The sequence below is a fragment of the Vibrio sp. 2096 genome, assembly GCF_033339595.1.
GTDB classification, from domain to species: domain Bacteria; phylum Pseudomonadota; class Gammaproteobacteria; order Enterobacterales; family Vibrionaceae; genus Vibrio; species Vibrio alginolyticus.
The window spans coordinates 661,441-674,865 of record NZ_JAWOUX010000002.1; the positions used below are offsets into that span (position 1 = coordinate 661,441).

At 43.2% G+C, this 13,425-nt stretch carries 10 protein-coding genes; 4 read left to right on the plus strand and 6 right to left on the minus strand.

The features are described 5' to 3' along the window. Positions 1–10 precede the first annotated feature (10 nt). The 3 genes from R7Q41_RS06240 to R7Q41_RS06250 all read left to right on the plus strand — a co-directional run bounded on the left by R7Q41_RS06240 (position 11) and on the right by R7Q41_RS06250 (position 6,851). Positions 11–4,390: an RHS repeat-associated core domain-containing protein gene (locus R7Q41_RS06240; protein ID WP_318144420.1), complete on the plus strand. Its 4,380-nt coding sequence runs from the start codon at positions 11–13 to the stop codon at positions 4,388–4,390. 16 nt (positions 4,391–4,406) lie between these two features. After that, complete coding sequence (locus tag R7Q41_RS06245) at positions 4,407–5,288, plus strand: immunity 49 family protein (RefSeq protein ID WP_318144421.1); 882 nt, start codon at positions 4,407–4,409, stop codon at positions 5,286–5,288. Positions 5,289–5,630: 342 nt separating this feature from the next. Continuing rightward, positions 5,631–6,851: an ammonium transporter gene (locus tag R7Q41_RS06250; protein ID WP_258476649.1), complete on the plus strand. Its 1,221-nt coding sequence runs from the start codon at positions 5,631–5,633 to the stop codon at positions 6,849–6,851. Positions 6,852–6,883: 32 nt separating this feature from the next. On the opposite strand, the gene R7Q41_RS06255 is transcribed toward R7Q41_RS06250, so the two are convergent. Further along, complete coding sequence (locus tag R7Q41_RS06255; protein ID WP_005377524.1) at positions 6,884–7,057, minus strand: hypothetical protein; 174 nt, start codon at positions 7,055–7,057, stop codon at positions 6,884–6,886. Positions 7,058–7,175: 118 nt separating this feature from the next. Between R7Q41_RS06255 and cobB the strand changes: the two genes are divergently transcribed. Continuing rightward, positions 7,176–7,907: a Sir2 family NAD+-dependent deacetylase gene (gene cobB, locus R7Q41_RS06260; protein WP_005377522.1), complete on the plus strand. Its 732-nt coding sequence runs from the start codon at positions 7,176–7,178 to the stop codon at positions 7,905–7,907. 88 nt (positions 7,908–7,995) lie between these two features. Here the strand turns inward: cobB and R7Q41_RS06265 are convergent, their stop codons facing one another. The 5 genes from R7Q41_RS06265 to potA all read right to left on the minus strand — a co-directional run bounded on the left by R7Q41_RS06265 (position 7,996) and on the right by potA (position 13,143). Continuing rightward, positions 7,996–9,033: an extracellular solute-binding protein gene (locus R7Q41_RS06265; protein ID WP_033905298.1), complete on the minus strand. Its 1,038-nt coding sequence runs from the start codon at positions 9,031–9,033 to the stop codon at positions 7,996–7,998. Positions 9,034–9,282: 249 nt separating this feature from the next. After that, on the minus strand, positions 9,283–10,314 hold the full coding sequence (locus tag R7Q41_RS06270; RefSeq protein ID WP_017634902.1) for an extracellular solute-binding protein: 1,032 nt from the start codon (positions 10,312–10,314) through the stop codon (positions 9,283–9,285). A gap of 102 nt (positions 10,315–10,416) precedes the next feature. After that, positions 10,417–11,187, minus strand: coding sequence for a spermidine/putrescine ABC transporter permease PotC (gene potC, locus R7Q41_RS06275; protein ID WP_005389180.1), 771 nt, complete (start codon positions 11,185–11,187; stop codon positions 10,417–10,419). Next, positions 11,187–12,047 carry a spermidine/putrescine ABC transporter permease PotB gene (gene potB, locus R7Q41_RS06280; RefSeq protein ID WP_005377512.1) on the minus strand — a complete coding sequence of 287 codons (861 nt, stop codon included), beginning with the start codon at positions 12,045–12,047 and terminating at the stop codon, positions 11,187–11,189. The genes potC and potB overlap by 1 nt, the downstream gene beginning before the upstream one ends. Continuing rightward, positions 12,028–13,143, minus strand: a complete 1,116-nt coding sequence (gene potA, locus R7Q41_RS06285) for a spermidine/putrescine ABC transporter ATP-binding protein PotA (protein WP_047102297.1) — start codon at positions 13,141–13,143, stop codon at positions 12,028–12,030. The genes potB and potA overlap by 20 nt, the downstream gene beginning before the upstream one ends. Positions 13,144–13,425: the final 282 nt, after the last annotated feature.

Here is a 13,425-nt window from a genome sequence, read left to right on the forward strand (position 1 = left end):
CGTTACGGCTATGATCCCTCAATTCGTCATTCCTATCACGAATCGCTTTGGCGAAAGTTATCACTTCTCTGGTCAGTTACTTACTAGCGGCGAACCTAAAACATTCGTGACCAAACAAGAGGCAATAGAGTTTCTTGAGAGCTTTGGTGAGCTTGACCTTCGCTCTGTCGAGGACTTGTTCTATACGATTGGTCAATTCAAGCCAAACATACCTGACGGTGAGCTTACTTCCCAACACTATAATTCAACGTTTGCCAATGCTTTGGTGAACGGTGATTTGCATGTCGCTCGAATTGTACCTACCGGCGAAAACTACGCACTCTCGTCAGCGGTTACGCCTCCACCGACTCAAAATACCGTCAATGCAAAACCATCGAAGGGAAAGGGGAAGTCGAATAAAAAGAGTGGCAGAAGTGCCGCATCCGCCAAGCCTCAGCAACAAAGCAGCGAAAAACATGAGAAAGCCGGTGATCCTGTATCACTTGTGACGGGTGAAGAAATTCTCGAACTCTATGATATCGAGCTACAACAAGGTACTACTTGGCAGCGTACTTACCGCTCTTCGCAGTCGGATGTAAATCATGGAATGGGCTTTGGTTGGCGACATGCATTTCAGTTTGAATTACGCGAAAAGACGGACGAGAAAGACAATGTTATCGCTTGGGAGTTTGTTGACGATAAGGCCGATATCACAGAATTTGAGCCAGTAGATATTGGAGCAACAAGTTACCAGATATACGCTGGTGCGAGCTGTTATTTCCTAAATTCAGCAACTCGGATCGTGACGCTCGCTAGTGGGCATCAATATCGATTTGAACAGAAAGATGATCGTTGGGTTGTTAAACAAGTCAGAAATGGCACGTTTTCAACGTTTCAACTGCAGTATTCTCGAAACCATCGATTGATCGAGATTGCATACAACAAGCGTCCGGTTCTTGAATGTCAATATGATAAGCAAGGACGCCTTGTAGAACTGCTAAATGCAAAGTCCCAAAAAGTTCTGACAACTTATACCTATGATGAGCACGATGATTTGGTCAGTGCAACTAATCATTTAGGCTTAAAGGAACAGTATCAATACCGCGGGCATTTAATTGTTAAACGTGTACGACCAACTGGCTTTACTCATTATTTTGAATGGGATGGCGAAGGTGCAAAAGCGAAATGCATCAGAAACGTTGGGGACGCAGGAATTTATGACTATCGCTTCCATTATCAAGGAAATCACTCTTCTTATTCTGACTCGTTAGATCATCAATGGTCTTTCTTGCATGACGAGCAGGGTAACTTACTCGAGAAAATAAGCCCCACAGGTAGAACTTGGCGATGGCAATATGATGAATTAGGGCGAAAAGCGCAAGCTATCTATCCTGATCAGTCAACGGTCAATTATCAATATAATCAGCATGGTCAATTAGTTTCTAAGTTTCATTCCTCTGGCAAAGAAATTCAATATGGTTATGACGGCTTAGGTAAGTTAGTTAAAACGGTTTCACCTGACGGGGATATCGAGAAGGCTTACTACAATAGCCTCGGTCAAAGAGTTTGGGATACCGATCAGTTCGGCTGTGTCACGGAATATGATTACGATAAACACGGTCAAGTCGTCAAAAAAGAGTCTGAAGATGGTAAGAAAAGTCAGTGGTGGTGGGATGAACAACAAAGACTTATCGCGAATGAAATAGACGGTACATTACTTCGTTATAGCTACAATGAAGAAGATTTAGTGAATGGCGTTGCTTATCCCGATGGGTGTATTGCTCAACTCGCTTATGATCAATTTGGCAGGCGTACATCAGTTCGTTATTTTAACGACGAAGACAAAGTCGGTTATAGCGAAGAATATTCTTACGATGAGCACAGCCGTGTTGCTCAGATTCGAACGCCAGCAGGCATTACCTCGTATCAATGGGGAGCACTCGCGCAACAAGAAGCAGTCATCTTTCCCGATGGCAGCCATATTTCTTACGAATACGATCAACAACGTAACCTGACTAAATTAGTTCGGAGTGACGGCTTAGAGTTCGAATTCCTGTATGACGATGAAGGCCAGCTGTCAGGAACTGTCGGGTTTGATAATCTACAAAGCCAATTTGATTATGATCATATGGGGCGAATCCATCGTAAGCAAGTCGCCGATAGGACGGTGCTGTATCGCTATGACGCTGCGGGTTATCTCAAGCACGTCAAAGCAGGAAATGGTAGCAGTATTGTAGAGAACCACTTCAATTATACGCTTGGTGGGCGACTTACTTTCGCATCCAATCGCCATCACACATTGCAATACCAATACTCTTCATTCGGGCATTTAACAAAGCGCATTCAAGGCCAGTTTGAGATAACGCAGGAGTTTAACAGAGTTGGCCAACGCGTATCTCAGGTACTGCCAGATAATACGGAGCTGAACTTCTCTTATGATCGATATGGGCGTTTTTCAGCGATTCGGTTTGGAAACCTAGATTTACCTCAAATCAAATTTCATTACGATGAAATGGGACGAGTTTCCCAAATTGAAACGGCATATTTTAATGAGCGCATCATTTATGATGGTGTTGGTCGTTTGGTTGAACAGCATTGGCCAGATAGAGAGAAAAAGTACGTTTACAATGCGCAAAACCGTATTTCATCAATCATTGATAATACGGCAGGAGCAACACACTATCAGTACGATGCCTTAGGGCAACTTAAACGAGTCAATGCTTCCGGAGATGTGACTAAATTTGAATACGATAGTTTTGGCAATCCTACTTTGCCAACTTCAGAGGTATTCGCTGATCGTATTGAAGTACACGATGGTGTCAGGTTCAAATATGACGCGCAAGGAAACCAGACAAAACGTGAGGGGCAAGGACACGTTCAGACTCGCGTATTTGATGCGTTAAATCAGCTCATTGAAGTTCACACCGACGATGGTATCAGTCAATATGAATATGATGCATTAGGGCGCAGAACGAAAAAAATTACACAAAAAGGCGTTACGGAGTTCCTGTGGGACGGTGAACGTTTAATTGGTGAACGCTCTTCAGGTGCTTTCCGTTGGTACCTATATCAACCCGAAACTTACACGCCAGTGGCACTGCTAGAAAATGACGTTATTTATTGGTACCAGTGCGATCAAGTTGGTAAACCAGAGCGACTGATCGATTGCGAAGGGAATGTTGTATGGAGTGCCAGCTACGATGCTAACGGCTTTGCTCATGTACATATTGAAAATGTAGCAAATCCACTGCGTTTTCAAGGACAGTACTTCGATCAAGAAACCAACTTACATTACAACCTCGCTCGGTATTACGATCCTAAACTAGGACGTTTTATCCAACAAGATCCGATATCTATTGCTGGTGGTATTAATCATTACCAATATGCAGTCAACCCTATCCAGTGGATTGATCCAACAGGTTTCCTTTGTGAAGAAGGGCTAAAACGCTTGGGTCAAATGTTGGCAGAGTATCAGGCGCAAAGCGATGTTCCCCAAGAGGTTTGCGATCAGATTTTAGAAGCAGCAAAAGAGTCATCCGTCGGAGAAGATGGCGTTCGATCGCAAGTCAAAATCCGAAAACCCAAAGGTAAAAATCATATTCGATATGAATACGATTTAGACCATATTGATTGCGAGAGAAACGAGATTACTTTTTATCGTCATATCAATCATTCAGATGGCACCAGACACGAAGTGCAGTATGTTGTTGGGATTGAGGAGTTTGTAAATGCGCATGTTTTTGACTCAGAGAAAGTTGGTGGAGAGGAAGGTTGCACGATCTTCACTGAAGATCTTGTGCTGAATAAAGCAGAGTATAAAGAAAACTCAGAACTCAATATGAGTGATTATGAGCTAACAGAAAGAAACAAAGCAAAAATTGATGAATGCTTGAAAGAGCGTCAAGAGGCAATGGACGCTCGATCTGGCGAAGAGGGATATAACGCTCAAATTGGTAATATTAACCAACAGTCTGCAAAAATAGGTGAGTTGGCCGCGGATGACTTTGTCCGGAGTAAACGTCCTAATGCTAAGCTGCTTCATCCCAAAGATATTGGAACCTCAATTTCGAAGCCGGGCGACTTTGATATGGTTTACAAGGTGGAAGAGCCACCACCAGGCGAAATTATAATTGTTGAGGCTAAAGGTGGCAGCAGTTCGCTCGGTAGCCGTAAAATTGGCAATGAAGCATATCAACAAGGGACAAGCAAATATGCGGCGGAAATCGTTAAATTAATGTCTGAACAAAAAGCTGGTACAACAGAAAGAGCTGCTGCAGACGAAATTACATCAGCAGTGCAAGATGATATTCCAGTCAGGTATTTACATACCCAAGCAGAAATTGATGCTTCAGATGGCGTATCTAAAGTGAATGTAAAAGAGTTTGATATTAGCCTCGAAGAATTAGGTTAAGGGAAGTAAAGTTAGTATGAAAAAGATAAATAGAAAAGCAGCCTACGAGTTGAATACTGAGGAACTTAATTACTATACAAAACAAATAGAAAAAAACTTAGAGAAAAGAAAACATCGTATCACAATAAAGCGAGAAAACTTGATATATCTAACAGACGGGGTTTGGGAGCAAGTTAGGTTATATACTTTATTTCCAGTGTCTGAACTAAATGACCGAATAGGAACGCTGCGTCTATTTGAAGCCTCGATAATGCAAGCTAGCTATCATCGACTGGCTCAAAAACCTGAAAGCTCTTTGACGGTTAAGGTACCTGATCATCCTGAAATAACTTGGAAAGGCGAAGGTATTTTAAAAACAGGTTTCATTTGCCCCTCAATGTGGCTAGATGCGTATTTTACCTCTGTCATCGTTCGTGACAAAGCTAGCATGGACGTATTGGCAAACTTTCCTATTTCTTTGATGAGACAGAGCTCTACCAAAGCGGGTGAGCTGTCTTATATGCTAGTAGACGTAATTCAGTCGTTCCATAACCGCACATCGGACTACCCTGATAAGCTGGTTGCAGCAATGGACGCAGCGGTAGCTCAAGGGGATAACTGGGCGTTGGAAATTGCGATGGGGATTCTAGAAACCTTCGCAGCGCTCACTACTAACATTGGTTATGATTTTGAGGAAGTGCTCGTTAAAAACCTACAGTTTCAAGAGAAATATCATCTTAGAGAATTGGGACCAGATAGAGTAGGGATCCGCACGTTCATTAATTTCCCTCTGCTTGGCATGGCATGTATGTGGTACGACAAAGGCAACCGTCTATCTGTTGAAACTGGTTGGCTTCCTCCCTATCTTGTCGAAGGACGTTGGTTAGAAGATGTAAAAGCAGGGAAGATCACTCGATAAACCCCTTTAGTTAGCAATTCCGTATATGAGCCACCTCTCATGGGGTGGCTTTTACGTTTATGGTAGAGAGTTTGCTGTTTGTTGGACCATATAGTGCGCATTATGTTGGTGCACTAAAACCATATTGGTGCACTTATTAGCGTGTTAAGCACCATTTCAAGAATGCGTAGTTTTATTAAAGTTCATACAAAACAATAAATTAAAGTGTAAGTGTTAGAAATGTAAATTGTGGAATGAGAATTGCTCTGTTAGACGCTCTATAAATTAAGTTCACCAAATTGGTGATGAGCCTAACTTTGATGCACAGGATAAGTGCGCTACAGATCAACGGAGACAATCATAATGAGTGTAACTGCCAATCAGGTACACGGCGCTGTACAAACTCTCACGCAAAGTTCCGACACACTTTTCTTACTACTTGGTGCAATCATGGTTTTTTTGATGCACGCTGGTTTTGCTTTCCTTGAAGTAGGAACCGTGCGCCAAAAGAACCAAGTTAATGCTTTAGTTAAAATATTGGCTGATTTCGGTATATCCGCCATCGCGTATTTTTTTATTGGATACTGGGTCGCTTATGGCGGCACCTTCTTTGCTGATGCAGAGACATTATCTCAAGGCAATGGTTACGAGTTGGTGAAGTTCTTTTTCTTGCTGACCTTCGCTGCAGCGATTCCTGCTATTGTTTCTGGTGGTATCGCAGAACGAGCTCGTTTTTATCCGATTCTAATCGCAACATTTTTCACTGTCGGCATCGTATACCCGTTATTTGAGGGAATGATCTGGAACGGAAATTTTGGTGTTCAAGCTTGGTTTGAAAATACCTTTGGTTATGGCTTTCACGACTTTGCAGGTTCAGTTGTTGTGCATGGTGTTGGCGGCTGGATAGCGTTGGTTGCCGTTGTGTTTTTGGGCATGAGAAAAGGCAGAGTTCGAGCAGGAAAGCATACCAACTTTGCACCTTCGAATATTCCGTTTTTGGCTTTGGGAGCTTGGATCTTATGTGTGGGGTGGTTTGGCTTCAACGTCATGTCAGCTCAAACCGTGTCAGGCATAAGTGGCTTGGTGGCTATGAACTCATTGATGGCAATGGTCGGGGGTATTGTCGCGTCACTGTTGGCTGGTAAGGATGACCCTGGCTTTATTCATAACGGCCCACTAGCTGGCTTGGTTGCTGTATGTGCGGGCTCAGACTTAATGCATCCTATCGGTGCTTTAGTGACAGGTGCGATTGCTGGCGTGCTATTTGTTTATCTTTTTACCCACCTACAAAACAAAACCAAGATTGATGATGTGCTAGGTGTCTGGCCTTTACACGGTGTATGTGGCGCTTGGGGTGGTATTGCCGCTGGGATTTTTGGTCAAAGCGCATTGGGTGGGCTAGGTGGCGTGAGCATTATCGTTCAGCTTCTAGGAACGCTTTTGGGCCTTTCCATCGCAGTGCTTGGGGCGCTTGCAGTCTACGGCGCGATTAATACCAGTATGGGACTAAGGCTTTCAGAAGAAGACGAATTCAATGGCGCTGACCTAGCCATTCATAAAATATCTTCGACCAACGAGGATTGAGGCGAATATGGGAGCGGCATAAAGCCGCTCTTTTAGCAATTGTCTTTCTTGGCTTGGCCCGGAGGACAGAAATTACCATTACCTCGATGGTCATCATCATTGGTGCTGACTCTTACCTTTACATCATCGACTTCGCCTTCAACATTGGTAAGTTGACAGCCTGCCAAAGTCAGAAGCAATGTAAACGTTAGAGATACTTGTCTCATTGCTGTTCCTCTTAAATTGTAATTCTAATAGTGACCATTACGACTATGGTCTAATCCATATTACTACTGTTGCTATTCTTTCAGTGTTAAGCTAATGAAAAAACAGCAAGGATGAGTTATGAATTTCCCTTATAGAAATATTGTAGTACTTACTGGTGCAGGTATCTCGGCCGAATCTGGTATTCAAACATTTCGTGCGCAAGATGGCCTATGGGAGAATCACCGTATCGAAGATGTAGCAACGCCTGAAGGGTTTGCTCGCGATCCGGACCTTGTTCAAGACTTTTACAACCAACGCCGCAAGAAACTTCAAGATAATGCGATAAAGCCTAATGCAGCGCATGAAGCATTAGGTCGGCTAGAGGCTGAGTTAGAAGGTAAAGTGACGGTCATCACTCAAAATATAGACAACCTTCACGAAAGAGGTGGCAGTCAGAATGTGATTCACATGCATGGTGAGTTGCTCAAGGCGCGCTGTAGTGAATCTAACCAAGTAGTAGAGCACAATGAGGACATTAAGACAGGCGAACTTTGTCACTGTTGTCAGATCCCTTCACAAATGCGACCACATATTGTTTGGTTTGGTGAAATGCCACTGCGAATGGGTGATATCTACGCGTCATTAGAAGAAGCAGATTTGTTTATTTCTATTGGGACTTCTGGCGTTGTGTATCCCGCAGCAGGTTTTGTTCATGATGCAAAAATGCACGGCGCACATACCATTGAAATTAACCTAGAACCTAGTGCGGTAGAAAGTGAATTTGAGGAAAAACGCTACGGAAAAGCAAGCGTTGAGGTTCCAAAATTAGTTGACGAGATACTGGCTCTAGAAGGAAAAGAAAGAGCGTAATAACTTCAACAGGAAGAGTTTTTGTCTTGTCATTAAGAACAAAAAAGCGGCTCATGAGCCGCTTTTTCATATCTTTAAAACTAACGAATTAGTTGTTCACTTTTAGCTTTTGGAAGTACTCATCGTACATTACGCTCGCTTCGCCAACTTCATCTTGCCAAGTACCGCTGTCCATCACTTCTTGTGGTGGGAAGATGCTTGGATCATTAGCAAATTCTTTCGGTAGCAGATCGTGTGCCGTTTTAACTGGAGTAGGGTAACCAATCTCTAGTGCGATTTTAGCTGCATTCTCAGGACGTAGTAGGAAATCGATCATCTTATGAGCGGCGTCAACGTTCTTCGCGCCAGTTGGAATAGCTAAGCTGTCCATCCAGAAGATAGTGCCTTTTTCTGGCCAGATGATGTCGATGTTCGCGCCTTCTTGACGAGCCATGTATGCAGAACCGTTCCAAAGCATGCCTAGTGAAACTTCACCCGCAAGGTAAGGGTTTGCAGGAAAGTCTGAGTTAAATACTAATACGTTTGGCATTAGCTTTTTAAGTTCTTCGTAAGCGGCTTTGATTTCTTCTGGGTTAGTCGTGTTTGGTGAGTAACCAAGCTTAGTCAATGCAATGTGGAATACTTCGCGAGAATCATCCATCAGCATTAGTTGACCCTCCCACTTGCTATCCCAGAAATCATCCCATTTAGAAACCGATGACTTGTCTAGCATGTCAGCATTGATACCAATACCGGTCGCCCCCCAAATGTATGGGATAGAGTAGTTGTTGTTCGGATCGAACGGTTTGTTTAGGAAGTTAGTATCAAGATCGGCAAAATGAGATAATTTCTCTTTGTCGATCTGTTGTAGCATGCCTTCTTTACGCATTTTAGAGACGAAATAGGTAGACGGTACTACCAAGTCGTAACCAGAACCTTGAGTTTTTAGTTTTGCGTACATACTCTCGTTAGATTCGTATGTAGAGTAAATAACTTTGATTCCGGTTTCTTTTGTAAAGTCTTCAAGAACTTCGTTTGGAATGTATTCCGACCAGTTGTAGAAATACAGTTCTTGATCAGCAGCCATTGCAGGGGTAGCGATGAGCGTCGCTGCACATAGAGCGCTTGCGTAGAATTTACTTTTCATTTGTTTTCCGTTTTGTTTCGCGATTGGACAAGTCAATACTAGCTGGAGTTATCAAGTTGAGCCAAATCGCAGTAAGCACAAATATGTTCATTTAGCTTGAATATCGCTGTCTCCTTGTTATGAGACGATAAATCTATGATACCAAGACAAATAAACCTAGCAACGCGCGATTATATCAGCCTAAGACAAAAATAGGCAGCGTATTGCTGCCTATTTTCCTATGGTTGATGACTTGTTACACAAGCTAGATTATTGTCCCGCTTTCAGCTTTAGGAAGTAATCTTCGTATTTAACGGTTAGATCACCAACCGCATCTTGCCATTCAACGCGGTCAAGGTCTTCTTGAGAAGGGAACAGCGGGGCAACGTCTTTAAACTTAGCATTCGATTCTTCCACCGCCGTTAGGTAGCCAGTATCACGAGAGATTTGCTCTGCGATTTCTGGGCGCAGTAGGAAGTCGATCATCTTGTGAGCGGCTTCTACGTTCTTCGCACCAGAAGAGATAGCGAAGTTATCAACCCAGCCGATACCGCCTTCTTTAGGAAAAACGAGTTTAAGGTTTAGGCCTTCACTTTGTGCCGCTGCGGCGCTACCGTTCCAAAGCATACCAACGCCCACTTCGCCAGACATGTATGGTGCACCAGGGTTGTCAGAGTTGAAAACTAAAACGTTAGGCATTAACTTTTGTAGCTCAGCGTACGCTTCATCGATTTGCTTAGGGTCTTTTGAGTTACCTGAGTAGCCAAGTTTACGCAGAGCGATATGGAACACTTCACGAGTGTCGTCCATCAACATTACTTGACCTTCAAGCTCAGGCTTCCATAGGTCAGCCCAGCTTTGGAAGTCGTTTGGATCGTACATATCTGCGTTAACCGCTAGGCCTGTAATCGCAACAACGTGTGGGATAGAGTAGTCGTTACTTGGATCGTAAGGCTTGTCTAGGTAGTTTTTATCTAGGTTGCCGAAGTTTTTCAGCTTAGTCTTATCGATCTTTTGTAGCATGCCTTCGTCACGCATCTTCGCCACGAAGTACGTTGAAGGTACTACTAGGTCATAACCTTGGTTATGGGTTTTTAGCTTTGCATACAAAGTTTCGTTCGACTCGTAAGTCGAGTAGATCACTTTGATGCCAGTTTCTTTAGTAAATTGCTCTAGGATATTACTGTTGATGTAAGGACCCCAGTTCATAAATACTAGTTCTTTATCATCCGCTGTCGCTGTACCAGAGAACAGAGAAAGCGCACATGCACTACCAGCTAATAGAGTAGCCCATTTTTTCATTGACGTTAGCTCCAAACCAAACGTTGTCCAATTTTGGACGATAGATAGAAAAACAGAATGGCATGTAACCATTCTGTTTCGTGATGTTAACAGGTGCGGATTCTACTTCACTTTTTCTCTTGCTAGCAACTGAGAAATTACTACCAAGACCAAAGAAACAATCAACATCACCGTTGCTAGGGCGTTCACTTCCGGTGAAATGCCCACCTTAACCATGGAGTAAATCTTCAATGGCAAGATTTCGTATGTTGGACCCGTTACAAACGAGCTGATGATCACATCGTCCAAAGACAGGGTAAAGCTCAATAACCAACCTGCGGCAACCGCTGGTTTAGCGAGAGGAAGGATGATCTGTTTCAAGATAACCCACTCGCTTGCACCAAGGTCTTTTGCTGCTTCCAACATTTTCACATCAAAGCCATTTAAGCGGCTGTATACAGTTACCACAACGAATGGTAGACAAAAGGTGATGTGAGCAATCAATAGTGTAAAGAAGCCAAGCTGTGCGCCTAATACTAGGAACAGAGCAAGTAATGAAATCGCCATTACAATATCGGGAGACATCATCACGACAAACAGCATGCCGTTTACCGCACCTTTACCTTTGAACGAGTAACGGAATAGGGCAACGGCCGTTAAGCTACCAATGATGGTTGCTGCTGTCGCTGAGAATACCGCTACGTTCAATGAATGCCATGCAGCTTGCATTAGGCTGTCGTTATTTACTAAGGTTTCGTACCATTTCGTGGTGAAACCACCCCATTTCATACCAAATTTGTTGGCATTAAATGAGTTAACAATTAAGACGATGATTGGCAGATACAAAAATGCATACACCAGCGCCATAAAGCTAAATCTAACTGTGCGTCCCATTAGTCTAGCTCCACTTTCTTATTCAATAGTTTGCCTGCTCTGTAGTAAGCGTAAAGCATCACAGCCATTGCGAAGGTGAGGGCGATACTGGTCGCAGCACCAAATGGCCAGTCACGAGCGTTCAATACTTGGCTCTTAATAACGTTACCAATCAGTAGGTTCTTCGCACCACCAAGAAGGTCAGAGATGTAGAACATACCTAGTGCTGGTAGCAGAACCAACAAACAACCACCGATAATGCCAGGCATTGTAAGAGGTAGAATCACTTTCGTAATGGTTTGGAACTTGTTCGCACCAAGATCTTTCGCCGCCTCGATATAAGTGTTGTCCAACTTCTCGATTGCCGAGTAAAGCGGCAGAATCATAAATGGAAGCAGGATGTACACAAGACCAATCATTACTGCTGTTTCGGTGTACATAATACGTAATGGCTTATCGATGATTTCCATCGCCATTAATGATTTGTTCAAAATACCTTGTGTACCCAGAACAATCTTCAGGCCGTAAGTACGGATAAGAGAGTTTGTCCAAAAAGGTACGATAACTAAGAACAACATGAATGGGCGCCATTTCTCTGGCATTTTCGCTATGATGTAAGCAAATGGGTAACCAATTACTAAACACAACAACGTCGCCACAATCGCCATGTAGAACGAGTGCATCAGCACTTTCGCATACAAGGGATCGAGTAGACGTAAGTAGTTGTCGAAAGTAAATGTCATTTCGATTAAGTTTGCTTCATCACGCGTTAAGAAACTCGTACCGATAATCATCACATTTGGTACCAACACGAAAAGTGTTAACCAACCGACGATTAAGGTAATGATCGCGTTTTGAAGATTAATCTTCTTGCTTATCATTGAGGACTACCTCCCAGCTCTCAACCCAAGTGATAGCGACTTTCTGGCCAAGTGAGTGGTCCACATCAGGATCATCTTCGTTAAAGAATTCGCTAACCATTACACGCATGCCTGAATCCAATTGGATAACTGAATCAAGCGTCATACCTTTATAGGTACGCTCTGTTACGTGACCTACGATGCCTTTTTCTTCAGACTCTTTGATCTCTTCGATACGTAAGTCTTCTGGGCGAAGTAGTACTTGCAGTTTTTCACCTGCTTGCGCTTCCTGATCGTAGTAAACAACAGACTCGACACCTTCGATTTCTGCACGGATACGTTTCTCGTCGATACGCTCTAGCATGGTTGCGTTGAATACGTTGATCTCACCGATAAAGCGAGCAACAAATAGGTTCTTCGGCTCTTCGTAAATCTCACGTGGAGAACCATCCTGCTCGATAACACCATCGCGCATTACAATAATGCGGTCAGACATCGATAGGGCTTCTTCCTGATCGTGCGTAACGAAGATAAAGGTAATACCAAGCTGACGCTGAAGCTGTTTAAGCTCGATTTGCATTTGCTTACGTAGTTTGTAATCAAGTGCAGATAGAGATTCATCTAGCAGCAGTACTTTTGGCTTGTTCACAACCGCACGCGCAATGGCGATACGTTGTTGTTGACCACCAGAAAGTTGGTGAGGCTTACGCTGTGCCATTTTTTCTAGGCGAACCATGCGAAGCGCATCCATAACTCGTGGCTCGATCTCTGCTGCAGGTGTTTTCTGCATGCGAAGACCAAAAGCAACGTTTTCAAATACGGTCATATGAGGGAAGAGTGCATAACTCTGAAATACCGTGTTGACGTGCCTTTGCTCTGCAGGAACCTGTGTTACATCCTGGTCATCCAAAATAATTTGACCGTTATCTGCCGTTTCAAAACCTGCAATCATGCGTAAAACTGTTGTCTTACCACAACCAGAAGGCCCGAGAATCGTCAGAAATTCACCATGATTAACATCCAGATTTAAATTACCGATGATTTCCTTACCATCGAAACTTTTACTAATACCAGATAAACGAATAACTGGCTTTCCTGCTTGCGGTTTTGCGTTCAACGTCTGTATTTCCCCCACGTTCAAGCCGGGATTATCCCAGCTGATGTGACACTAACCATTCACTTTTGAGGCGCGCATCATAATCACCAAAAGTGTGAAATTAAAGCATTTTCTTATCTTGAAACAGAAATAATTTTGCAGGAAAAAGCCATCATTCCTTACCATACTGTTTTTATGAGATTAATTGGCATCTAGACACAGTTTGATAGCACTAAACTTTGTTCAACAATTGTTTCAATTTCATGACCTTGAAAGTGGTTAATTATCAACCATACAGTTGAG